The sequence below is a fragment of the Geodermatophilus sp. SYSU D00525 genome, assembly GCF_054050475.1.
On the sequence record NZ_JBJGZK010000009.1, the window covers coordinates 147,620 to 169,429 of the forward strand.

General features: G+C 76.5%; 21 protein-coding genes. 5 read left to right on the forward strand and 16 right to left on the reverse strand.

Going from position 1 to position 21,810, the window contains the following annotated elements; translation table 11 throughout:
• Position 1 precedes the first annotated feature (1 nt).
• Complete coding sequence (locus ACI796_RS10445) at positions 2-862, reverse strand: lysophospholipid acyltransferase family protein (RefSeq protein ID WP_456941160.1); 861 nt, start codon at positions 860-862, stop codon at positions 2-4.
• Positions 863-892: 30 nt separating this feature from the next.
• Positions 893-2,032, reverse strand: coding sequence for a carboxylate-amine ligase (locus ACI796_RS10450; protein ID WP_456941161.1), 1,140 nt, complete (start codon positions 2,030-2,032; stop codon positions 893-895).
• A gap of 114 nt (positions 2,033-2,146) precedes the next feature.
• Between ACI796_RS10450 and ACI796_RS10455 the strand changes: the two genes are divergently transcribed.
• Together ACI796_RS10455 and ACI796_RS10460 are read left to right on the forward strand one after the other, a co-directional pair.
• Positions 2,147-2,650, forward strand: a complete 504-nt coding sequence (locus ACI796_RS10455; RefSeq protein ID WP_456941162.1) for an AMP-binding protein — start codon at positions 2,147-2,149, stop codon at positions 2,648-2,650.
• A gap of 294 nt (positions 2,651-2,944) precedes the next feature.
• Complete coding sequence (locus tag ACI796_RS10460; protein WP_456941163.1) at positions 2,945-3,799, forward strand: hypothetical protein; 855 nt, start codon at positions 2,945-2,947, stop codon at positions 3,797-3,799.
• 76 nt (positions 3,800-3,875) lie between these two features.
• Here ACI796_RS10460 and ACI796_RS10465 read toward each other — a convergent pair whose 3' ends face one another.
• The 5 genes from ACI796_RS10465 to ACI796_RS10485 all read right to left on the reverse strand — a co-directional run bounded on the left by ACI796_RS10465 (position 3,876) and on the right by ACI796_RS10485 (position 8,137).
• Positions 3,876-4,172: a DUF1540 domain-containing protein gene (locus ACI796_RS10465; protein ID WP_456941164.1), complete on the reverse strand. Its 297-nt coding sequence runs from the start codon at positions 4,170-4,172 to the stop codon at positions 3,876-3,878.
• Between the two features lie 223 nt (positions 4,173-4,395).
• Positions 4,396-5,523: an Rv2578c family radical SAM protein gene (locus ACI796_RS10470; protein ID WP_456941165.1), complete on the reverse strand. Its 1,128-nt coding sequence runs from the start codon at positions 5,521-5,523 to the stop codon at positions 4,396-4,398.
• 129 nt (positions 5,524-5,652) lie between these two features.
• Complete coding sequence (locus ACI796_RS10475; protein ID WP_456941166.1) at positions 5,653-6,540, reverse strand: DMT family transporter; 888 nt, start codon at positions 6,538-6,540, stop codon at positions 5,653-5,655.
• A gap of 15 nt (positions 6,541-6,555) precedes the next feature.
• Positions 6,556-7,023, reverse strand: coding sequence for an Lrp/AsnC family transcriptional regulator (locus ACI796_RS10480; protein WP_456941167.1), 468 nt, complete (start codon positions 7,021-7,023; stop codon positions 6,556-6,558).
• Positions 6,998-8,137: a M24 family metallopeptidase gene (locus ACI796_RS10485; protein ID WP_456941168.1), complete on the reverse strand. Its 1,140-nt coding sequence runs from the start codon at positions 8,135-8,137 to the stop codon at positions 6,998-7,000. The genes ACI796_RS10480 and ACI796_RS10485 overlap by 26 nt, the downstream gene beginning before the upstream one ends.
• Positions 8,138-8,226: 89 nt before the next feature.
• On the opposite strand from ACI796_RS10485, the gene ACI796_RS10490 reads away from it, so the two are divergent.
• The gene (locus tag ACI796_RS10490) at positions 8,227-9,201 is read left to right on the forward strand and encodes a 5'-3' exonuclease (protein WP_456941187.1); all 975 of its coding nucleotides are present in this window, start codon (positions 8,227-8,229) and stop codon (positions 9,199-9,201) included.
• On the opposite strand, the gene ACI796_RS10495 is transcribed toward ACI796_RS10490, so the two are convergent.
• The 3 genes from ACI796_RS10495 to ACI796_RS10505 all read right to left on the reverse strand — a co-directional run bounded on the left by ACI796_RS10495 (position 9,177) and on the right by ACI796_RS10505 (position 14,009).
• On the reverse strand, positions 9,177-9,821 hold the full coding sequence (locus ACI796_RS10495) for a DUF4333 domain-containing protein (RefSeq protein WP_456941169.1): 645 nt from the start codon (positions 9,819-9,821) through the stop codon (positions 9,177-9,179). The genes ACI796_RS10490 and ACI796_RS10495 overlap by 25 nt on opposite strands.
• Positions 9,822-9,972: 151 nt before the next feature.
• Positions 9,973-12,819: a DEAD/DEAH box helicase gene (locus ACI796_RS10500; protein ID WP_456941170.1), complete on the reverse strand. Its 2,847-nt coding sequence runs from the start codon at positions 12,817-12,819 to the stop codon at positions 9,973-9,975.
• Positions 12,820-13,118: 299 nt separating this feature from the next.
• Positions 13,119-14,009 (reverse strand): diacylglycerol kinase family protein, encoded by an 891-nt coding sequence (locus ACI796_RS10505; protein WP_456941171.1) that lies wholly within the window; start codon positions 14,007-14,009, stop codon positions 13,119-13,121.
• A 234-nt stretch (positions 14,010-14,243) separates the two neighbouring features.
• On the opposite strand from ACI796_RS10505, the gene ACI796_RS10510 reads away from it, so the two are divergent.
• Positions 14,244-15,653: an FAD-dependent oxidoreductase gene (locus ACI796_RS10510; protein ID WP_456941172.1), complete on the forward strand. Its 1,410-nt coding sequence runs from the start codon at positions 14,244-14,246 to the stop codon at positions 15,651-15,653.
• Here the strand turns inward: ACI796_RS10510 and tatC are convergent.
• The 5 genes from tatC to ACI796_RS10535 all read right to left on the reverse strand — a co-directional run bounded on the left by tatC (position 15,641) and on the right by ACI796_RS10535 (position 19,161).
• A complete protein-coding gene (gene tatC, locus ACI796_RS10515) occupies positions 15,641-16,576 on the reverse strand; it encodes a twin-arginine translocase subunit TatC (protein ID WP_456941173.1) in 936 nt (311 codons plus the stop codon). The genes ACI796_RS10510 and tatC overlap by 13 nt on opposite strands.
• A 20-nt stretch (positions 16,577-16,596) precedes the next feature.
• Positions 16,597-16,902, reverse strand: coding sequence for a Sec-independent protein translocase subunit TatA (gene tatA / locus ACI796_RS10520; protein WP_456941174.1), 306 nt, complete (start codon positions 16,900-16,902; stop codon positions 16,597-16,599).
• A gap of 86 nt (positions 16,903-16,988) precedes the next feature.
• Positions 16,989-17,198, reverse strand: coding sequence for a hypothetical protein (locus ACI796_RS10525; RefSeq protein WP_456941175.1), 210 nt, complete (start codon positions 17,196-17,198; stop codon positions 16,989-16,991).
• A 23-nt stretch (positions 17,199-17,221) separates the two neighbouring features.
• Complete coding sequence (locus ACI796_RS10530) at positions 17,222-18,187, reverse strand: helix-turn-helix transcriptional regulator (RefSeq protein WP_456903010.1); 966 nt, start codon at positions 18,185-18,187, stop codon at positions 17,222-17,224.
• The gene (locus ACI796_RS10535; RefSeq protein WP_456941176.1) at positions 18,184-19,161 is read right to left on the reverse strand and encodes a helix-turn-helix transcriptional regulator; all 978 of its coding nucleotides are present in this window, start codon (positions 19,159-19,161) and stop codon (positions 18,184-18,186) included. Before ACI796_RS10535 ends, ACI796_RS10530 begins: the two co-directional genes overlap by 4 nt.
• 126 nt (positions 19,162-19,287) lie before the next feature.
• Between ACI796_RS10535 and ACI796_RS10540 the strand changes: the two genes are divergently transcribed.
• The gene (locus ACI796_RS10540) at positions 19,288-20,340 is read left to right on the forward strand and encodes a DUF3866 family protein (RefSeq protein ID WP_456941177.1); all 1,053 of its coding nucleotides are present in this window, start codon (positions 19,288-19,290) and stop codon (positions 20,338-20,340) included.
• Positions 20,341-20,404: 64 nt separating this feature from the next.
• On the opposite strand, the gene pafA is transcribed toward ACI796_RS10540, so the two are convergent.
• The gene (gene pafA, locus ACI796_RS10545) at positions 20,405-21,763 is read right to left on the reverse strand and encodes a Pup--protein ligase (protein WP_456941178.1); all 1,359 of its coding nucleotides are present in this window, start codon (positions 21,761-21,763) and stop codon (positions 20,405-20,407) included.
• Positions 21,764-21,810 lie beyond the last annotated feature (47 nt).

Here is a 21,810-nt window from a genome sequence, read left to right on the forward strand (position 1 = left end):
GTCAGCGGCGGCGGCGGAGGCGGCGGGCCAGCCGCGCGCGGCGCGAGGTCCGGGCCTGGACGCGGTGGCCGGTGGCGTCCTGCAGGTCGCGGGCCGCGGCCTCCTCCAGGGTGGGCGCGGTGCCGCCCAGGTGCGCCGGCACCCACCACAGGTCCTCGGGGCCCGACGGCTGCTGCGGATAGCTGCGCTGGGCCTCGTCGAGCAGCGCCTCCATCGCCAGCCGGGTGCGGGCCAGCAGCGCCGCGGGCTGTTCGTCGGGGAGGGGGACGACCGGCTCGCCGAGCAGCACGGTCACCGCGCGGCCGCGGGTGAGGTCGACGGGGTGCTTCTTGGTGGCCACCCGGTGCCCGCCCCACACCGCGGCCGGGACGATCGGCACGCCGGCGTCGATGGCCATCCGGGCGGCGCCGGCCTTGAGGTCCTTGACGGTGAAGCTCTGGCTGATCGTCGCCTCGGGGAAGACGCCGACGACCTCGCCGTCCTTGAGCGCCCGCACGGCGGCGTCGAACGCGGCCGCGCCGGCCTTGCGGTCGACCGGGATGTGCCGCATGGCGCGCATGAACGGTCCGGCGAACCAGTGCGCGAACACCGAGGCCTTGGCCATGAAGCGGACCAGCCGGTGCCGCGGCAGCGCGGCCAGGCCGAGGAAGGTGAAGTCCAGGTAGCTGACGTGGTTGCTGCAGACCACGGCGCCGCCGGTCGTGGGCACGTGCTCGGAGCCGCGGACGTCGAACTGCAGCCGCAGCAGCCGGAAGACCACCAGCGCGAGCCGCACGATGAACCGGTAGGGGCGGTCCCGGCGGTCGGGGGCCGGTCCGAACAGGTCGCGCCGCACGACGTCGTGCCAGCTCGCGGTGTACATGGCGGGACGATATCCGCCGTCCCTGGCAGCTCACCTCCCGGTCGTGAGCTGCACCGCCGCACGGACGACGGCGGTCAGGTCGCCGGTGTCGGCGTGCACCCGCCGCTGCAGGTCCGCGCCGGTGCCGCGCTCCAGCACCGCCGCCACGCCGCCGGCCACCCGCTCGTGGTCGCCGGCGGCCTCCAGCGCCGGGCCGACGTGCTCCAGCAGCGCCGCGACCACCTCGGCGGCCGGCGCCGGCACCCCGGTGCGCGGGTGCACCAGGTCGCCGGTGGTGCCCGAGCGCCCGGCCCGCCAGGCGGCCACCCGCAGCAGCTCGCTGCGCACCGGCGGCGCGGGGACGCCCGTGCGCCACTCGCGGGCGGCGGTGTCCACCAGCGCCCGCACCAGGCCGGCGTGGGTGACCGCGTCCTCGACCCGCAGCGCGACGTCGGCGATGCGCACCTCGACCGTGGGCCAGGTCTGCGACAGCCGGGCGTCGAAGTAGACCATCCCGGCGTCGACGATCGTGCGGGTCGCGACCAGGTCGGCGATCACCCGGTGGTAGGTCGCCGGGTCGCCGAACAGCTCGGTGGGGCCCGACGACGGCCAGCGGTTCCACGCCTGGGACCGGAAGCTGGCGTAGCCGGAGTCGGCGCCCAGCCAGAACGGCGAGTTGGCGGTCAGCGCGGTGAGCACCGGCAGCCACACCCGGATCCGGTCGAGGACGGCCACCCCCTCCTCGTCGCCGTCGACCGACACGTGCACGTGGCAGCCGCAGGTGAGCTGGTCGCGGGCGATCAGGCCGAAGGTGTCGGTCATCTCCTCGTAGCGCTCGCCGGGGGTCGTCGCCGGCTCGACGCCGACCGGCGAGGTGGCCAGCGCCGCCACCCGGGTCCCGACGGCGCGGGCGGCGGCGTCGGCGCGGCCGCGCCAGTACCGCAGCTCCCGCTCGACCTGGTCCAGCCCGGTGCACACCCGGGTGCCCAGCTCCACCTGCTGCCGCTTGAGCTCGGGCACCAGGTGCCCCGGGGAGCCGCCGTCGTCCCCGGACCGGTCCCGCTCGTGCTGCTCCGGGGTCTCCCCCTCCCCGCGGCGGGCGGCCACCGCCAGCGCCTCGGGACCCCGCGGCACCGGGGTCCCCGCGGGGTCGACGACCAGCAGCTCCTCCTCGACACCCACCGTGCGCACCGGGACATCGTCGGGGCGGGCGGACGCCGCCGCAGGGCGGGCACTGCGCCCCCGGCTCGGGCACGATGCCCGCGTGACCGACGTCCGAGACCCCTGCGACCGGCGGGTGGACCGGTGAGCCTGACCGCCTACCTCGACCAGGGCGCCTCCCTCGGCCCGGACGCCCCGTGCCTGACCGGCGGGGACGCCTCGATGAGCTACGGCGAGGTGCAGCGCCTCAGCCGGCGGGTCGCGGGGACGCTGGCCCGCTCCGGCGTCCGGCCGGGCGACCCCGTCGCGGTCCTGTCGGCCAACGACCCGACCGCGTTCGCCGCCGTGTTCGGCATCGCCCGCGCCGGTGCGGTGTGGTGCCCGGTCGACCCGCGCAACGAGGCCGGGGAGAACCGCGAGCTGCTCGACCTGTTCGGCTGCACCGCGCTGCTCTACCAGCGCTCCTTCGCGCCGCTGGTGGCCGCGATCCGCGCGCCTGCCGCGGCTGACCACCCTCGTCTGCCTCGACGGCGACGGGGACGGCGGCGACCCGGCGCTGGCGGACTGGCCGACCTGCCGCGCTCCGGAGTGGGCAAGGTGCTCAAGGGCGACGTCCGGGCGCGGCTGCTGACCGGCGGAGGCGCGTGAGGGCCCCTGCGGCCTCCCCGGCGTGGTGGAGATCCGCGCCCGCCCCGCCTCGACGGCTCCCCCCGGCGGCACCCGGGTCGTCCGCGGCGCGGCGCCCACGGCCGGCGTCGGCGCCGCCCTGGCGGGCCTGCCCCGACCGGGAACTCCTCCGGCGGAGGCGGCAGCAGGCTCCTCGGCGCACCCGACCTGTTCGACCGACCGGCGCCCGGAGACCCCTCCCGTCGTCGTTGTCGCTCTTTGGCGCTTTTCTGAAGAGTTGTATCGCTTGTTGGGGATAACGGGTAAGATGGGGACATGGCCAAGGGCTGGCAGGGACCGCTCCCGGAGATGCCGTCACCGCCCGCGGCCCAGGCCTGGGCCCGGCTGGCGCCCCCGGAGGGCTACGCCGTCCAGTGGCGCCGGCTGATCGACGCCGCCCTGGAGGTCGGCCTCGGGCCCGACGAACTGGCCGAGGGCGGGATGGACGACGTGGCGGCGGCCCGCGGCTGGAAGCCCGCCACCGTCACGCTGTACAGCAAGGTCGCCCGGTACGGCGGCGTCCCCCTGCCCGTGCCCCCCACACCGGAGCCCGACCCCCGGACGCTGGACCTGCGGCCGCTCACCGAGGTGCGCAGCGAGCAGCCCGAGCACCTGCGCACGGTCGTGTGGTGCGCGATCGCGCTGCGCTGGCCGGCCCCGGTGGGCACGTTCCGCGACCTGCGCCGCGACCAGGTGCACGCCACCTCCCGGCGCCTGGTGGTCAGCACCGACGACGGCGAGTGGTCGGTGCCCGGGGCGCTGACCGCGTGGCACGCCTGGGAGTCGGTGCGCAACCGCTTCCCCGCGCTGGCCGACAGCCCGTGGCTGCTGCCCGCGCTGCGCCGCGGCCCCGGCTTCGCCTCCCATGTCGGCGGCCGACTGTCCAGCCAGGCGCTGCAGGTGACCTTCGCCAAGCACGCCGTGCGCACCGCGCTGCACCTGCGCGCCACCACGACCGGCGCGCGCCGGCAGCGGGCCGAGGCGCTGGCCGCCGTCTACGAGACGCTGTCCTACGACTCCTACCGCCGGCTGGCCCTGGCGGCCGGCGCCGAGCCGGTGGCCGCCCGGGGTGCGGTCCGGGCCGAGCGGGCCGCCCGCGCGAACCAGGCGGCGCCCGCACCGCCCGCCTGAGCACCCCTCCCCAGCGCAGCGCGACGGCCCGGGCGCGTGCGCCCGGGCCGTCGTCGTGGAGAGGTACCTGGTCCCGTCAGGCCGGCGAGTAGGTCATGCAGGTGGCGGTGTCGTGGTCGAAGCCCACCCGGATGCCCTCGGCGCGGCACTCGAGGGCGTCGTTGTGCACGCAGTCGGTCCGCTGGCACGCACCCACCAACGCCTCGGCCCGGGGCAGGCCGCCCCGGACGGTGAGCGGGATGAAGGTGCCGCAGTCGGCACTGCCGTTGTGGCTGCTCACGGTGATCGCGAAGGCGTGGCAGCCGTGGTCGTGGTCGTTGTAGGAGCAGCCGGTGACGGTGCACTCGGCGACGGGGGGCACGACGGCGGTCATCTCTGGTCCTCCGGACTCGGACGGATCGGCTGGCCCCAGTGTGCCGCAGAATGGCGTCGGGTTCGACCCCGGAATGCATTCCGCGTGTCGATCTCCGACCATTCCTGAGGTGAGGCTGACCTGAGAAACCGCAGGTCGACGCCGCGCGTGAAGGCAAGGCTGGCCTTCGCAACCGCCATTTCGTTGCGGCACCCAATGGTCAGGCAAGCCTTGCCTGAACCGTTCAGAGCAACGCCAGCTGGCCGGGCACGGCGTCGTCCCTCGACCGGCGCGCCCGGGCCGCCCGGCCCCGCGGGGCGGTCTCGTCGCGGGCCGGCGGCAGGCTGCCGGCGGGGAAGGCGGCCTCGTCGTCCCCGGGGACGCCGGAGGGCGCCTCGGCGCCCCGCGCCGCGCCTCCGGAGCGGCCGTCGAGGCGGTGCCGGCGCAGCAGCGGCGTGACCCGCTCGGCCAGCCACGCCCGGTACTCGGCCGGCACGTACGCGCCGCCGCGGTAGAGCTGCCGGTAGCGCCCCACCAGGGCGGGGTGCTCGCGCGCCAGCCAGGCGGAGAACCACTCGCGGGCACCCGGCCGCAGGTGCAGCGGCACCACGGTCACCCCGGTGGCGCCGGCGGCGGCGATGGCGCCCAGGGCGGCGTCGAGGTCGGCGAGGCGGTCGGTGAGGCCCGGCAGCACCGGGGCCAGGAACACCCCGCACGGCAGCCCGGCGTCGGTGACCGCGCGCACCAGGTCCAGCCGGGCGCGCGGCGAGGGCACGCCGGGCTCCAGGCTCGCGTGCAGGTCGTCGTCCCAGATGGCCACCGAGACGCCGAAGCCCACCGGCACGTCGCGAGCGGCGTCGGCGAGCAGCGGCAGGTCCCGGCGGGCCAGCGTGCCCTTGGTGAGGATGGAGAACGGCGTGCCGGAGTCGGCCAGCGCGCGGATGACGCCGGGCATCAGCCGGTACCGGCCCTCCGCGCGCTGGTAGGGGTCGGTGTTGGTGCCCAGCGCCACGTGCTCGCGCTTCCAGGACGGCCGGGCGAGCTCCCGGCGCAGCACCTCGACGAGGTTGGTCTTGACGACGATCTGGGTGTCGAAGTCACGGCCGGCGTCCAGGTCCAGCCACTCGTGCGTCGCGCGGGCGAAGCAGTACACGCACTGGTGGAGGCAGCCCCGGTACGGGTTGATCGTGTACCGGAACGGCACCCGCGAGCCCTCGGGCACCGCGTTGAGGGCCGACCGGCACAGCACCTCGTGCATCGTCACACCCGGGAACTCGGACACCTCCACGCTGCGCAGCAGCCCGCGCAGGCTCGGCATGCCCGGCAGCAGCGACTCGTCCTCGGCGTCGAGGCGCCGGGCGTCCCACCTCATGAGCCGATGCGAACACGTGTTCGAGGCGTTGTCCAGTCGCACCGCCGTCGTGGCTGTCCCCTCCCCCGGGATGAAGACCCCGGCGATGGTGAGGGAAAGTTAGGGATAACGGTCGAGTGGTGACCATGGTCAACCGCCGACGGCAGGCGCCGCCTGCCGCGGCGGCCGGCCGCTGCTCCGGGTGAGCAGGACGACCCCGGCGACGGCGACCAGCGCGGCCGGGCCCCACACCGCCGCGTGCCCGGGCTCGAGGTGCTCGCCCAGCAGCAGCCGGGCCGAGGGCACCGCGGTCAGCGGGTCGAACACCACGAGCGCCGGCAGTGACCAGGAGAGCGACCCGCGGCCGTAGGCCTGCTGCGCGCCGACCGTGGACGCCACCGAGGCCACCACGGCGCCCCACGGCTCGGGCCGGGCGAGCGCGCCGGCCACCCCGTCGGCCGAGAGCACGGCGAGCCCGGCCGAGACCAGCACCGCCGCCACCCCGGCGGCCAGGCCCCCGGTGACCCCGCAGGCCAGCGCCGCGCCGCTGCCGCCGCCCAGCCGGGCGGTGAGCGCGACCGCCAGCACCACCAGCACGACGGCGACCACCGCCGCTGCGGCCGGCGGCGGGGCCCCGGACCCCCGGCCCGGGCGGGCGGCCACCACGAAGACGACGAGCCCGCCCACGGTGAGCGCGGCCCCGGCCCACTCGGTCCGGGACGGCGGGTGCCCGGTGCGGGCGGCGCGCACCGCCAGCGCCGCCACCAGCGCGCCGGCCAGCAGCGGCTGCACGATCGCCACCGGCGCCAGCGCCAGCGCGGCCACCTGCGCGGCGGTGCCGCTGGTGGTGGCCGCCTGGCCGGTCAGCCAGGTGCGCTGGCGGACCAGCGCCCGCATCCGCAGCCGCCCGCCGGCCGTGGCGCGGACCGCGGCCTCGTGCTGCAGCACCGACCCCAGCCCGAACAGCCCGGCCGCGAGCAGCGCGAGCAGCGTGCCGGGCAGGTGGTCCCCCACCCCGCGGGCCAGGGAGTCGGGCACGCCGGTCCTCCGGGCTCAGACGGGGGGACGGTCCTCGTAGAAGGTGGACAGCACGACGGTGGTGCGGGTGCTGACGTTCGCCGTCGTGCGGATCTCGCGCAGCAGCGCCTCCAGCGCCTCGGGCGAGGCCACCCGCACCTTGAGCAGGTAGCTCTCGATGCCCGCGACCGAGTAGCAGGCCTCGATCGCGTCGAGGTGGGTGAGCTTGGCCGGGGCGTCGTCGGCCTGGGCCTGGTCCAGCGGGGTGATCGAGACGAACGCGGTCAGCCCGAGGCCCACCTGCCGCGCGTCGATCCGCGCCCGGTACCCGGTGATCAGCCCGCGCTGCTCGAGCCGGCGCACCCGCTGGTGCACCGCCGACACCGACAGCCCCACCCGCTCGGCGAGCTCGGTGTAGCTGGCCCGCCCGTCCCGCACCAGGGCGGCCAGCAACGCCCGGTCGACGTCGGAGGGCGGCTCAGCCGGGGAGGACGACGAGCTCACGGGTGCCCTCGTTGAGCGTGCGGACGCCGTCGTCGGTGCAGACCACGATGTCCTCGATCCGGGCGCCGCAGCGCCCGGCCAGGTAGATGCCCGGCTCCACGGAGAACGCCATCCCCGCCTCCAGCGGCAGGTCGTTGCCCGCGACGATGTAGGGCGCCTCGTGGGTGTCCAGGCCGATGCCGTGCCCGGTGCGGTGGATGAAGTGCCCGCCCCACCCGGCGGCGGTGATCCGGTCGCGGGCAACGGCGTCGACCTGCTCGGCGGTCACCCCGGGCCGGACGGCGGCGACGGCGGCCTCCTGCGCCTCCTGGAGGACCGCGTACCACTCGGCCACCTCGGCGTCGGGCTCCCCGCCGACGGCGTAGGTGCGGGTGCAGTCCGACCGGTAGCCGGTGGCGGTCTCCCCGCCGATGTCGACGACGACCAGGTCCCCGGCCTGCACCACCCGGTCGGAGAGCTCGTGGTGCGGGCTGGCGCCGTTGGGGCCGGAGCCGACGATGGTGAAGTCCACGCCCACGTGCCCCTCGGCGAGGATCGCCGCCGAGATGTCGGCGCCGACCTCGGCCTCGGTGCGCCCGACCCGCAGCCACTCCCCCATCCGGGCGTGCACCCGGTCGATGGCCGCGCCGGCGCGGGCGAGCTCCTCCACCTCGGCCGGGGTCTTGACCATCCGCAGCCGGTCGAGGACCGGGGTGGCCAGCTCCAGCACCGAGCCGGGCAGCGCCCGGTGCACGCCGAGGGCGTGCTCGGCCCAGGTGCGCGCCCCCACCGCGACCCGCGTGGGGGCGGCGCCCAGCCGGGCGGTCACCTCCCGGGCGAGGACGGCGAACGGGTCGTCGGTCTCGTCCCAGGCGTGCAGGTCCAGGCCGAGCGCGCCGGCCGGGCCGGCGTCGACCATCGGCGCCTCCAGCCGCGGGACGACCAGCAGCGGCTCCCCGCGGCGCGGGACCACCAGCGCGGTCAGCCGCTCCATCGCGTGGGCGTGGTAGCCGGACAGGTAGCGCAGGTCCGAGCCCGGGGTGAGGACCAGGACGTCGACGCCGAGCTCCGCGGCGACGGCGCGCGCGGCGTGCACGCGGTCGATGCTGACGAGGGCCCCCGCGCTGCTTGCCACGCCCGGACACTAGCCCCGCGCCCCGGCCGGGCCCGCGCCGGTTTCCCCGGCCCGTCGTCCGCGGCGGCTACGGTCCGCCCGTGACCACGATGCTGCTCGACGCCGCGAGCCTCTACTTCCGGGCCTTCTACGGCGTCCCGACCAGCGTGACCGCCCCCGACGGCCGCCCGGTCAACGCCGTCCGCGGCTTCCTGGACATGACCGCCCGGCTGCTCACCGCCCACCGCCCCACCCGGCTGGTCGCCTGCTGGGACGACGACTGGCGCCCGGCGTTCCGGGTGGAGGCGCTGCCGTCGTACAAGGCGCACCGGCTCTCGCCCGACGGCGGGGAGGAGACGCCCGACGAGCTGTCGCCGCAGGTGCCCGTGCTGGTGGACGTGCTGGCCGCGGCGGGCATCGCCCGGGTCGGCGCGCCGGGCTACGAGGCCGACGACGTCATCGGCACGCTGGCCACCCGGGCGCGCGGGCCGGTCGACGTCGTCACCGGCGACCGGGACCTGTTCCAGCTCGTCGACGACGCCCGCGGCGTCCGGGTGCTGTACACCGCGCGCGGCATCGCCGACATCGAGGTGGTCGACGAGGCGGCGGTGGCCGCGAAGTACGGCATCCCCGGGCGGGCCTACGCCGACTTCGCGGTGCTGCGCGGGGACCCCAGCGACGGCCTGCCCGGCGTGGCCGGCATCGGCGCGAAGACGGCGGCGGCGCTGGTCACCGAGTTCGGCGACCTGGCCGGCATCCGCGCCGCCGCGGCCGGCACCGCGGTGCCGAGGGCGCCGCTGACCGCCGCGGTGCTCAGGAAGCTGCACGCCGGCGGGGAGTACCTGGACGCCGCGCCGGTGGTGGTGGCCGTGGCCCGCGACGTCGACCTGCCGCCGGTGGAGGGGGCGCTGCCCGCCCGGCCGGCCGACGCCGCGGCGCTGGCCGCGCTGGCCGACGCGCACGGGCTACGGTCCTCGCTCGGGCGGCTGGGCGCCGCCCTGGGCTGGCCGGCCGACGCGCTCGACCGAGGCGCCGGCCGGCCCGGGTCAGCGCCCCCCGGTCAGGAGGCGACCTCCCAGGTGTAGGCGGCGGCGGCGGCGTCGGTGATGGCGACCTGCAGGGTCACGTCCTCGCCGTCGTCGGTGGTGCCGGTGCACTCGTAGGTGGCGCCGTCCTCCACCGTCATCTCGTCGTCGCAGGAGACGTCGATCGCGACGCCGAAGGTCTCCTCGAACTGCTGGGCGATGTCGCTCTCGGCCTGCGCGCGGTCGAGCACCTCGGTGCGCAGCACGAGGGGCAGGACGATCGCCGCGGCGATCACGACGACGGCGAGCGCGACCAGCCCGACGACCAGCCCGGTCCGCGACTTCTTCGGCTGCTGGCCCGGCTGGCCGTAGCCGGGCTGCCCGTAGGCCCCGGGCTGGCCGTACTGCCCCGGCTGCTGCCCGTACTGCCCCGGCTGCCCGAAACCGCCGGGCTGCTGGCCCGGCTGGCCGTAGCCGGGCTGCCCGTAGCCCGCGGGCTGGCCGTACTGGCCCGGCTGCTGCCCGTACTGCCCCGGCTGGGCGGCGGGCTGCCCGTACTGCCCACCCGGCTGGCCGTACTGCCCCGGCTGCCCGTACGGGCCCGGCTGCCCCGGCTGCTGGCCGTACTGCCCCGGCTGCCCGTACTGCCCCGGCTGGCCACCCTGCGGTGGGTTGGTCATCGTCGCTCCCGTCCGGTGCGGCCCCGCGGGGGCCGGATCGTGTTCCCGCGCTCCGATGACCGTCCGTCCCCGGAGCGGGGGAGATTGTGCACCACCAGGTCCGTTCGGCAGCCCCTCCGCGGCGTGGGAAACCGGCCGGGTGGCGGGCCCCTCAGCCGCTGACCGCCACCGCGACCACCCCGCGACGCACCAGCCCCACCGCGGCCCGCGCCACGCCGGCCACGGCCTCGTCGGCCACCTTCGCCAGCTGGTCGAGCAGGTCCACCAGCTGCCGGGCCCAGCGGACGAAGTCGCCGCCGGAGAGCTCGGTGCCCGCCTGCTCGGCGCCGGCCAGGACCCGGTCGAGGGTCTGCCCGTCGGCCCAGCGGTAGGCCGCCCAGGCGAAGCCGAGGTCCAGGTCGCGGCTGGCGGGCAGGCCGCGGTCGAGCTCGACGTCCTGCAGCCGCGCGCGGATCCGGCGCATCTCGGCGATCGCCCCGCCCACCTTCCCCGCGGGCACCGCCGGCTGGCCGGGCACCTCCCGCCGGGCCTCGAACACCAGCGTGGACACCGCCGCGGCCAGCTCGGCCGGGGTGAGCCCGCGCCACACCCCGGCGCGCAGGCACTCGGCGACCAGCAGGTCGGCCTCCGACCAGACCCGTGCCAGCCGCCGGCCCTCCTCGGTGACCAGCGGGACGTCGTCGACGGGGGTGGGCTCCTCGGTGTCGGCGGGCACCAGCGGCACCGCCTCGGGCACCAGGTAGCCCAGCTCCTCGAGGACGTCGCAGGTGCGGTCGAACTGCCGGGTCAGCGAGCCGGTCCGCTCGGCCATCTTCCGGTGGGTGGCCTCGGCGTCGGCGACCGCGCGCAGGTACCGCTCGGCGAACCGCACCCGCTCCTCCCGGTCGGGCAGCGCGTGCACCGGGTGGTCGCGCAGCGCGCGGCGCAGGTCGTGCAGCACCGGGTCGTCGGCGGCGGCCGAGCGCTGCTTGACCCGCCGGGCGCCGAGGTCGTTCTCCAGCCGCGCGGTGCGCAGCGTGGCGGCGAGGTCGCGGCGGGCGTGCGGGCTGCGGTGGTTGAAGTTCTTCGGCACCCGCACCCGGGCCAGCGCGGTCACCGGCGTCGGGAAGTCCACGCTGGCCAGCCGGCCGGCCCACTTGTCCTCGGTGAGCACCAGCGGGCGGGGGTCGGACAGGTCGGTGACGCCGGGGTCGAGGACGACGGCCAGGCCCTGCCGCCGGCCCGAGGGCACCCGGATGACGTCGCCGGGGCGCAGCGCGGCCAGCGTGTCGGCGGCCTCCATGCGCCGCTTGGCCTGCGAGTCGCGGGACAGCTCCTTCTCCCGGTCGGCGATCTCCCGCCGCAGCCGGGCGTAGGCCAGCACGTCGCCGCCCTCGCTGGCCATCTCCGCGGCGAACCGCTCCGCGTCGCGCTCGGAGCGGGCCGCCTGCCGGGCCAGGCCCACCACCGAGCGGTCGGCCTGGAACTGGGCGAAGGAGGAGGCCAGCAGCTCGCGGGCGCGGGCCCGGCCGTAGGAGCCGACCAGGTTGACCGCCATGTTGTAGCTGGGCCGGAACGACGACCGCAGCGGATAGGTGCGGGTGCTGGCCAGCCCGGCGACGACGGAGGGGTCCATGCCCGGCGCCCAGACGACGACGGCGTGCCCCTCGACGTCGATGCCGCGCCGCCCGGCCCGCCCGGTGAGCTGGGTGTACTCCCCCGGCGTGACGTCGACGTGCGCCTCGCCGTTCCACTTGACCAGCCGCTCGAGCACGACGGTGCGGGCGGGCATGTTGATGCCCAGCGCCAGGGTCTCGGTGGCGAACACGGCCTTGACCAGGCCGCGCACGAAGCACTCCTCGACGGTCTCCTTGAACGCCGGCACCAGGCCCGCGTGGTGGGCGGCCAGCCCGGCGAGCAGCCCCTCGCGCCACTCCCAGAAGCCGAGGACGTGCAGGTCCTCGTCGGGCAGGCTGCCGGTGCGCTCGTCGACGATCCGGGCGATCTCGGCGCGCTCGGCCTCGTCGGTGAGCCGCAGCCCGGCCATCAGGCACTGGTGCACGGCCTGGTCGCAGCCGTTGCGGCTGAACACGAACGTGATCGCCGGCAGCAGCCCGGCGCGGTCGAGCCGCTCCACGACCTCCGGGCGGGCCGGCGGGCGGTAGCGCGGCCGGTGCCAGTCCCGGTCCCGCCGCGAGCCCCCGTTGCCGCCGCCCCAGGTGTCCAGCCGCCGCTCGTGCTCGCGCACGTACCGGACCAGCTCGGGATCGACGACGCTGGCGCCCCGGTCGCGCGTCGACTGCCCGCGCGGGGTCTCGCCCTGCTCGGCGGCGTGCGCGGCGGGCCGCAGGCTGAACAGGTCGAACACCCGGTTGCCGACCAGCATGTGCTGCCACAGCGGGATCGGCCGGACCTCGCTGACGACGACCCGGGTGTGCCCGCGGACGGTGACCAGCCAGTCGGCGAACTCCTCGGCGTTGCTCACCGTCGCCGACAGCGACACCAGGGTCACCGACGCCGGCAGGTGGATGATCACCTCCTCCCACACCGCACCCCGGAAGCGGTCGGCGAGGTAGTGCACCTCGTCCATCACCACGTAGCCGAGACCGGCGATGGCCGGGGACTCCGCGTACAGCATGTTGCGCAGCACCTCGGTGGTCATCACCACCACGGGCGCGTCGCCGTTGATCGCGTTGTCCCCGGTGAGCAGCCCGACCTTCGCCTCGCCGTAGCGGTCGACCAGGTCGTTGTACTTCTGGTTGGACAGCGCCTTGATCGGCGTCGTGTAGAACGCCTTGCGCCCCTCGGCCAGCGCCTTGTGCACGGCGAACTCGCCGACGACGGTCTTGCCGGCCCCGGTGGGCGCGCACACCAGCACCCCGGCGCCCTCGTCGAGCGCCTCGCAGGCCTCGACCTGGAACGGGTCCAGGGAGAAGCCGAGCTCGGCGGTGAAGTCGGCGAGGGTGGGGTGCGCGCTGCGCCGCCGGGCAGCCGCGTACCGCTCGGCGGGGCTGGACATGCCCCCACGTTAGGCGCTCCCCGGACGACCCTCAGCCCGGACCGGACCTCCCGGCGTCATCGCCCCTCCCCCGGATCGCCGCACCACCGCTAGATGGTCGTAAAGTTGGGGATAACGGTCGTACTGGGCGGGTTTGCCCGGTACGGGCAGGCGCCTGGCCCCCTCGTCCCCACAGCAGGCGGTGGTCGGCGACGTCACGCAGCGTCAGGATCCCTGGCATATATCCCCGGCATTCCCGAGCCCCCGGCCACGGAGGGTGATCCTGGGCGCGCCGGAGCCCGTCCCCGGCCTCGGCGGACTCAGGCCGGGCGCGCCGACCCCACCACCCGCAGCGCGCCGGGCACCGCCTCGGCGCGCACCGGCAGTGCCGCCACCGGCTCGCCGTCGGCGTAGGTGGTCAGCCCCGTGCCGGCCAGCTCCACCCGCGCGGCGCGGTGCACCGTGACGGCGGGGTGGTCGACGTGCGTGCCCTCGGTCAGTCGCGGCCGGGTGCGCACCAGCTCCCGGCGGGACACCGGCCCGACCACCGTGACGTCGAGCAGGCCGTCGGCGGGGTCGGCGGCCGGGCAGACCCGCATGCCCCCGCCGTACCAGGCGGTGTTGCCGACGGCGACCAGCGTGACCGGCGGCGTCCGCGCCTCCCCGTCGAGGGTGAGGGTGATCTCGCGGGGCCGCAGCCGGGCGAGCTCGGCGAGGATCGCGACGTCGTAGCGGCGGGGCCCCCGCGGCCAGCGCAGCCGGTTGGCCCGGTCGGTGACCGCCGAGTCGAAGCCGCAGCACAGCACGGTGGCCCACCAGCGCCCGGCGGTGCGGCCGGCGTCGAGGGACCGGACGGTGCCCGCGCGCAGGTCGGCGGCGGCCGCGGTGGCCGCGGCCACCGGTTCGGGGGGCACGCCGAGGGCCAGCGCCAGGTCGTTGCCGGTGCCGGCCGGGACGACGGCCAGCGGCGTGCCGGTGCCGGCGACCGCCTGCAGCGCGGCGTGCACGGCGCCGTCCCCGCCGATCGCGACGACGGCGCCGGTGCCGGCCGCCACCGCGCCGGCCGCGGCCCGCTCGGCCTCGGCGCGGGTGCCGGCCGCGAGCACCGTGGGGGTGAGCCCGCCGCGGCGCAGCGCGTCGAGGGCGGCCGCGGACACGGTGCGGGCGCGGCCCCGGCCGGCGGCGGCGCTGACGAGGACGGCGACGTCCACCCGGTCTCCCTCCCCTGCCTCCGGCGAGCGGCCGGCCCACGCTACGGCCCGGCGCGCCCCGGGGACGACACCCCCTCCCTGCGGTGGAAACGGCCTGGTCGGAGGTCGGTACCGCGCCGTCCTGATCTTGACACCGTCGCGCCGCCGGTGGGTCGATGACGCCGCCGGTCTGTTGCCCAGCAACACCTTCCCGGGGAGACCCCACCGGCCCCGTCGAGTCGTGCGGAGGTCGTCGTGCAGGTCGTCGTCGCAGGAGCCGGGATCTCGGGCCTGACCGCCGCGGTCGCGCTCGCGCGTCAGGGCCACCGGGTGCAGCTGGTGGACCGGGACGGCGCGCAGCCACCCGGCGACGTCGCCACCGCCGCGGACTGGCGCCGCCGCGGGGTGGCGCAGTTCCACCAGCCGCACGCCTTCCTCGCCCGGCTGCACGCCGAGCTCGCCGCCGGCCTTCCCGACGTGCTCGACGCGCTGGTCGCCCACGGCGCCGAGCCGGTGCGGCTGGCCGACGGGCTCACCGCCCTGCGGTGCCGGCGCAGCACGCTGGAGTGGGTGCTGCGGCGCACCGCCGACGCCGAGCCGGGCGTGACCCGGCTGCGCGCCGGGGTCGAGCGGGTGGACGTGGCCGGCGGGGCGGTCTCCGGTGTCCGGCTGGCCGGCGGCGGCGTGCTGCCCGCCGGCCTCGTCGTCGACGCCACCGGCCGGCGCGGGCGGCTGTCGCGCCCCTGGGTCGGCGACACCGTCGACGTCCCGGCCGACGAGGTGTACGTCTCCCGCCGCTACCGGCTGCTGCCCGGCGCCGGGTTCGCGCCGGTGGAGCGGGGCGTGGTCTCGGTGGCCGAGGGCGACGGGTACGCCGTGCTCGTCTTCCCGCACGACGCCGGCACGTTCACCGTCTGCCTGACCCGGCTGCCCGACGACCCCCAGCTGGCCCGGTCGCAGGAGCTGCCCGGCTTCGAGGCGGTCACCCGGCTGGTGCCGCTGGCCGCGCTGTGGACCGACCCGGCGCGCGCCGTCCCGGTCTCGCCGGTGCTGGTCATGGGCGGCCTGCGCAGCACCTTCCGGGTGCTCACCGACGACGCGCCGCTGGGGCTGCACCCGCTGGCCGACGCCGTCAGCACCAGCAACCCGCACTTCGGCCGCGGCTCGGCGCTGGCGGTGGCGCACGCGCTGCGCCTGGCGGAGGCCGTCGCCGCCGCGCCCGGGGACGCCCGGTCCTGGCGCGCGCGGGTGGACGCCTGGGTGCTCGGCGAGCTGCGGGAGTGGTTCGACGACGGCTGCCGGGCCGACCTCGCCCGCGCCCGGACGTGGCGGGCCGCCCGCGACGGCGCGGGGTGGGGCTCCGGGTGGGGCGCCGGCCCGCCGTCCGGGCCCGCCGGGGACGGGGCGCCGCTGCCGGGCCGGCTGGTGTTCGCCGCCGCCGGCGCCGACCCGGAGGTGGGCCGGGCCGTGCTGCGGCACGCGCAGCTGGTCGACCCGCCGGCGGCGCTGGCCGCGGTGCAGCCGCGGGTGGCCGGGCTGCTCGCCCGGGGGTGGCGGCCCGGGCACCCCTCCCCCGGCGACGACGGCCCGCCGGCCGCACCCCCGCGGTCGGTCCTGGTCGAGGCGCTGGCCGCCGCGGGACTCCCGGCGGCTCAGCCGCGGTAGGTGTCCGCCGGGGTGCCGGGCAGCAGGTCCTCGCGCCGGGTCGGGGCGGCGTCGAGGTCGGAGGGCCGGGCGTCGAGCGGGGAGGCCTCGTCATCGGGGACGTCGTGGAAGTGCTCCACGGCCTCCCGCCGGGCCCGCCGCCTGTCCACGAACCGGGCGACCTGGATGGCCAGCTCGAACAGCACCACCATCGGCAGCGCCATGGCGAGCATGGTGAACGGGTCCTGGGTGGGCGTGATGAACGCGGCGAAGACGATGGTCAGGAAGAAGATCCACCGCCGGCTGCGGGCCAGCGCGGCGTGCGACAGGACGCCGACCAGGTTCAGCGCCACCGCGATCAGCGGCAGCTCGAAGCTCAGCCCGAAGGCGACCAGCAGGCTGATGACGAAGCCGAGGTAGTCCGGCGCGGTGAGCTGGAAGGCCACCTCGTCACCGGCGAGCTCCAGCAGCAGCTCCAGGCCCTTGTAGAGGGTGACGTAGGCCAGCACCGCGCCGAGGGCGAACAGCGTCGTCGAGACGGCGACGAAGGTGATCGCGTAGCGCTTCTCGTTGCGCTTGAGCCCGGGGGTGATGAACGCCCACAGCTGGTAGAGCCAGAACGGGCTGGACAGCACCGCCCCGGCGATCAGGCCGATCTTCAGCCGCAGCAGCACACCGCCGAAGACGTCGAGGACCACCAGCGAGCAGCTCTCGTCGCCCTGGAAGCGCAGGTCGGCGGGCAGCGAGCAGTAGGGCTGGCTGAGGAAGGTCAGCAGCCCGTGGTCGTACCAGAGGAACCCGGCGACGGTGCCCAGCGCGAGCGCCAGCAGGGCCTTGGCGACGCGGTTGCGCAGCTCGGTGAGGTGCGCGACGAGGGTCATCGTCGCCTCGGGGTCCCGCGGCGCCCGCCGACGACGGCGGCGGCGCAGGGAGGGACCGCTCACGTCGCTGCCCGGGGAGGCGGTCAGCGTGCGTCGGCGGCGCCGGGCTGCGCGGCGCGCGCCCGCAGCTCCGCGGCGCGGGCCTCGGCGGCGGCCGCCTCGGCCTCGAGCTGGGCGCGCCGGTCCCGGTCGGCGGCGTCGAGCGCGGCCGGCGGCAGCGGCGCGGACGGGGCCGCGGTGCGGTCGTCGTCCTTCATGCCCTTCATCTCGCCCTTGAAGATGCGCAGCGAGCGGCCCAGCGAGCGCGAGGCGTCGGGGAGCTTCTTGTAGCCGAACAGCAACAGGACGGCCAGGATGATCAGGCCGATCTCGAGCGGGCCGAGGTTCATGCGTCCTCCAGGTCGCGGGGGCGGGGCCGATGCTACGCCGGGGGTGTGGGCACCCGGTCCCCCCAAAGGGCGGGGTCGACGGCGGTTCAGCGGTCGTTCGACCGGCGTTCGTCCGCGAGCGCGGCCGCGCGGGCGGCGGTGGCCTGGGCCTGCTCCAGGACGGGCCGGGCCTCCTGCTCGGCGGCCGCCAGCTCCCGGCCCAGCCGCCGGAACGCCCCCAGCAGGCCGTGGGCGATGGCGCCGAGGACGACCAGCGACACGACGACGGCGACGATCCACACGACGAGCAGCAGCACGGGGTGAGCCTAGGCGCCGGGGATCAGGCGCCGTACCGGGCGAGGGCGGCCCGCGCGTCGGCGGCGACGGCAGCGGCGAGCTCGGCCGGCTCGTCGACGGTGGCCGCGCCCCCGAGGGAGGCGACCAGCCGGCGCGCCCAGGCCAGGTCGTGGGTGCGCAGCGCGACCGCCAGCCCGCCCGGCGGGTCCTCGACCTCGCGGACGTCCTCCACCGGGTAGTACTCGGCCACCCAGCGGGCGGTGCGGGCCAGCCGCAGCCGCACCACCGGCGCGCCGGGCGCCGGCTGGTACAGGCCGGACTCCACGTCCCGCGGCGCGGCCTGCGGCGGCGGGGCGGCCGGCTCGTCGAGCACCTCGACGTCGTCGATGCGATCCAGCCGGAACAGCCGGACGCCGGCCACCTCCCGCGACCAGGCCTCCAGGTACCAGCGGCCGTCGACCAGCAGCAGCCGCATCGGGTCGACGGTCCGCTCGGTGCGCTCGTCGCGGGTGGGCACGTAGTAGTGCAGGTGCAGCGCCCGGCCGCGCTCAAGGCCCTGCCGGACGACGGCGAGGGCCTGCTCGCGGGCGTCGACGCTGAGCGCCACCGGGGTGACCCGCTCGGCGGCGTGCCCGGCGGCGGCCGACACCTTGGCCAGCGCCCGGCTCACCGCCTCCTGCTCGGCCAGCCCGGGCAGGTCCAGCAGCGTGCGCAGCGCCACCACCAGCGCGACCGCCTCGTCGGTGGTCAGCCGCAGCGGGCGGACCATCCCGGCGGTGAAGGTGACCCGCACCCGGTCGCCCTCGAAGGACAGGTCGATGAGGTCGCCGGGGCCGTAGCCGGGCAGGCCGCACATCCACAGCAGCTCGAGGTCGCGGCGCAGCTGCCGCTCGGGCACCCCGAAGTCGCGGGCCACCTCGGCCAGCGGCACGCCCTCGGGCCGGGCGGTGAGGTACGGGACGAGCGAGAGCAGCCGCGTCATCCGCTCGTTGGTGGCCGGGCTCGTCATCGCTCCCCCATGGCGGCCAGGCGGGTCAGCCGCTCGACGACCGCGTCGCGGACCGCCGTCGGCGACTCCACGACGACGTCGGGGCCGTAGGCGGCCAGCTGGTCGGCCAGCCGCCACGGCTCGGTGGTGCGCAGCTGCAGCCGGTCCTCCCCGTCCGCCCCGGCGCCCAGCGGGGTCGCCCAGCGGCGCAGCCCGACGGCGGTGCCCGGCCGGGCGCGCACGACCACCAGCTGCTCCTCGCCCCGGCCGCCGAACTGGCCGGCGACGATCCCGGCGAGGTCCAGGTCCGGCGGGGGCTCGAAGGCGTTCTCCGGCCCGGTCGCCCGCGGGGTGCCGACGACGCGGGACAGCCGGAACACCCGCGGGGCCTGCCGGTCCAGGTCCAGCCCCACCAGGTACCAGCGGCCGTGCCAGGCGACCACGCCCCAGGGCTGCACGTGCCGGCGGGCCGGGGCGTCCTCGTCGGGACGGCGGTAGTCGAACTGCAGCACCCGGCGGTCGCGGGCCGCGGCGTAGCAGGGCTCGAACGCCGGCTCGTCGGAGTCCAGCCGCGGCTGGATCGGCAGCCGGGTCGGGTCCACGTCGACGCCGGCGGCGCGCAGCTTCACCAGCGCGCTGTGCGCGGCCCCGGCCAGCTGCGCGGACTCCCACAGCCGCAGCGCCAGGCCGACGGCGGCGGCCTCCTCGCCGGTGAGGGTGATCTCGGGCAGCTCGTAGTCGGCGCGGGCGATGCGGTAGCCGTCCTCGGTGTCGAAGACGCTGGTGCGGCCGGTCTCCAGCGGGATCCCCATCTCGCGCAGGTCGGCCTTGTCCCGCTCGAACATCCGCTTGAACGCCTCGTCGGCGCGGGCGGTGCCGTCGTCGGGCTCGTAGCCGGGGACGGTCGACCGGATCCGCGCCGCCGTCACGTACTGGCGGGTGCCGAGCAGCGCGATGACCAGGTTGACCAGCCGCTCCGCCCGCTTCGCCGACACGCGCCCCAGGCTAGTCAGACGCGCGCTCCCCCACCGTCCCGGCCGCGCGCGAGCCGCTCCCTGGCTAGCCTCGGCCCCGTGGGGGAACGGACGACTGCGCAACGGATCCGCTGGCGACGCGGCACGGTGACCGCGACCGGGAGGAGCTGGCGCGACGCGCTGGAGCTCACCGTGGAGGTGCCCGGCGACGGCGCGGTGCGCTCGCTGGCGCACCCGTCGCTGGTGGGCGTGCCCGAGGTCGGCGACGAGGTGCTGCTCAACACGACCGCGTGGGCGCAGCGGCTGGGCACCGGCGGGTACGCGCTCGTCGTCGCCGTCCCCGACCGGCTGCCGCCGGACCCCACCGGCCCCGGCCACCTGGTCAAGGCGCGCTACACGCCGCTGCAGGTGAGCGTGCAGGGCGTGGACGAGCAGGACACCGCGCACCACGACACCATCGCCGCGGCCGAGGACCTCGGCGGGATGCCGGTCGTCGTCGCCGACCTGCACTCGGCGCTGCCGGCCGTGCTCATCGGCGTGTTCGCCACCGACCCCGACCTCAAGGTCGCCTACGTCATGACCGACGGCGGCGCCCTGGTGGCCGGCTTCTCCCGCACACTGCACACCCTGGCGCCGTCGCTGGCCGGGGTGGTCACCGTCGGGCAGGCCTTCGGCGGCGACCTGGAGGCGGTCACCCTGCACACCGGGCTGCTGGCCGCACGGCACGTGCTCGGCGCCGACGTCGCCGTCGTCACCCAGGGCCCGGGCAACCTGGGCACCGGCACCCCGTGGGGCTTCTCCGGGGTCGCGGCCGGGGAGGCGTGCAACGCCGTCAGCGTGCTCGGCGGGGAGCCGATCGGCGCGCTGCGGATCTCCGACGCCGACCCGCGCCCCCGCCACCGCGGCGTCTCCCACCACTCGCTGACCGCGTTCGGGCGGGTGGCCATGGCCGGGGTGACGCTGGTGGCCCCGCGCGGGCTGGGCTCGGAGCTCGGCCGGCAGGTCGAGGAGGACCTGGCCGGCCAGCCCGAGCGCAACCGGGTGGTGTGGGTCGACGTCGAGGGGCTGGACGAGGCGCTGCAGCTGTCACCGGTGACGCTGTCGACGATGGGCCGCGGCTGGCCCGAGGAGCGCGCCTACTTCCTCGCCGCCGCGGCCGCGGGCCGCTACGCCGCCGTCCGGGTGCCCCTGCCCGACTGACCGGGGCACCTCCGCGGACGTGCACGGTGCAGGTCCGCGGAGGTGCCCGGACTTACATGCCGGACTACATGGAGGCGATGAGCTTCTCCACGCGCTCGTCGACGCTCTTGAACGGGTCCTTGCACAGCACGGTGCGCTGGGCCTGGTCGTTGAGCTTGAGGTGCACCCAGTCGACGGTGAAGTCCCGCCGCTTCTCCTGGGCCTTGCGGATGAACTCCCCGCGCAGCTTGGCCCGGGTGGTCTGCGGCGGCACGTTCTTGGCCTCGAACACCCGCGGCTCGTGCGCCACCCGCTCCACCTGGCCGTTGCGCTCGAGCAGGTAGTACAGCCCGCGCCGGCGGGAGATGTCGTGGTAGGCCAGGTCCATCTGCGCCACCCGCGGGGACGACAGCGACAGGCCCTTCTTCGCCCGGTACCGCTCGATCAGCGACAGCTTGGTGGCCCAGTCGATCTCCCGGTCGATGAGCGAGAGGTCCTCGGTGTCGACGGCCTTGAGCACCCGCCCCCACAGCTCGAGCATCTGCCGGTGCACCGGGCCGAAGCCCTCCCGGTCGACGAACTCCGCGGCGCGGGAGTGGTACTCCCCCTGGATCTCCAGCGCGCTCATCTCCCGGCCGTTGGCCAGGCGCACCTTGCGGCGGCCGGTGACGTCGTGGCTGATCTCCCGGATCGCCCGGATCGGGTTCTCCAGCGCCATGTCCCGGATCGGCACCCCGGCCTCGATCATCCGCAGCACCAGGTCGGTGATGGTGACCTTGAGCAGCGTCGTCGTCTCGTTCATGTTCGAGTCGCCGACGATGACGTGCAGCCGCCGGTAGCGCTCGGCGTCGGCGTGCGGCTCGTCGCGGGTGTTGATGATCGGCCGCGACCGGGTGGTCGCCGAGGACACGCCCTCCCAGATGTGCTCGGCGCGCTGGCTGACGCAGTAGATCGCCCCGCGCGGGGTCTGCAGCACCTTGCCCGCGCCGACGATCAGCTGCCGGCTGACCAGGAACGGGATGAGCACGTCGGCCAGCCGGGAGAACTCCCCGTGCCGGCCGACGCAGTAGTTCTCGTGGCAGCCGTAGCTGTTGCCGGCCGAGTCGGTGTTGTTCTTGAACAGGTAGATGTCGCCGGTGACGCCCTCCTCGGCCAGCCGCTGCTCCGCGTCGACCAGCAGGCCCTCGAGGATCCGCTCGCCGGCCTTGTCGTGGACGACGAGCTCGGTGAGGTCGTCGCACTCGGCGGTGGCGTACTCGGGGTGGCTGCCGACGTCGAGGTACAGCCGCGAGCCGTTGCGCAGGAACACGTTGGAGCTGCGCCCCCACGACACGACGCGCCGGAACAGGTAGCGGGCCACCTCGTCCGGGGACAGCCGCCGCTGCCCGCGGAAGGTGCACGTGACGCCGTACTCGGTCTCGATCCCGAAGATCCGTCGGTCCACGGACCGAGCCTAGGCGCCGGATGCGACTCCGGCCGGTTCCCCGCTCG

Bases quoted from the DNA above. Each gene is read 5' to 3' on its own strand.
- ACI796_RS10465 (WP_456941164.1), bottom strand. From the start codon at position 4,172: ATGACCGCCGTCGTGCCCCCCGTCGCCGAGTGCACCGTCACCGGCTGC.
- ACI796_RS10470 (WP_456941165.1), bottom strand. From the start codon at position 5,523: ATGAGGTGGGACGCCCGGCGCCTCGACGCCGAGGACGAGTCGCTGCTG.
- ACI796_RS10490 (WP_456941187.1), top strand. From the start codon at position 8,227: ATGCTGCTCGACGCCGCGAGCCTCTACTTCCGGGCCTTCTACGGCGTC.
- ACI796_RS10500 (WP_456941170.1), bottom strand. From the start codon at position 12,819: ATGTCCAGCCCCGCCGAGCGGTACGCGGCTGCCCGGCGGCGCAGCGCG.
- tatA (WP_456941174.1), bottom strand. From the start codon at position 16,902: ATGAACCTCGGCCCGCTCGAGATCGGCCTGATCATCCTGGCCGTCCTG.
- ACI796_RS10495 (WP_456941169.1), bottom strand. From the start codon at position 9,821: ATGACCAACCCACCGCAGGGTGGCCAGCCGGGGCAGTACGGGCAGCCG.
- ACI796_RS10530 (WP_456903010.1), bottom strand. From the start codon at position 18,187: ATGACGAGCCCGGCCACCAACGAGCGGATGACGCGGCTGCTCTCGCTC.
- ACI796_RS10445 (WP_456941160.1), bottom strand. From the start codon at position 862: ATGTACACCGCGAGCTGGCACGACGTCGTGCGGCGCGACCTGTTCGGA.
- ACI796_RS10460 (WP_456941163.1), top strand. From the start codon at position 2,945: ATGGCCAAGGGCTGGCAGGGACCGCTCCCGGAGATGCCGTCACCGCCC.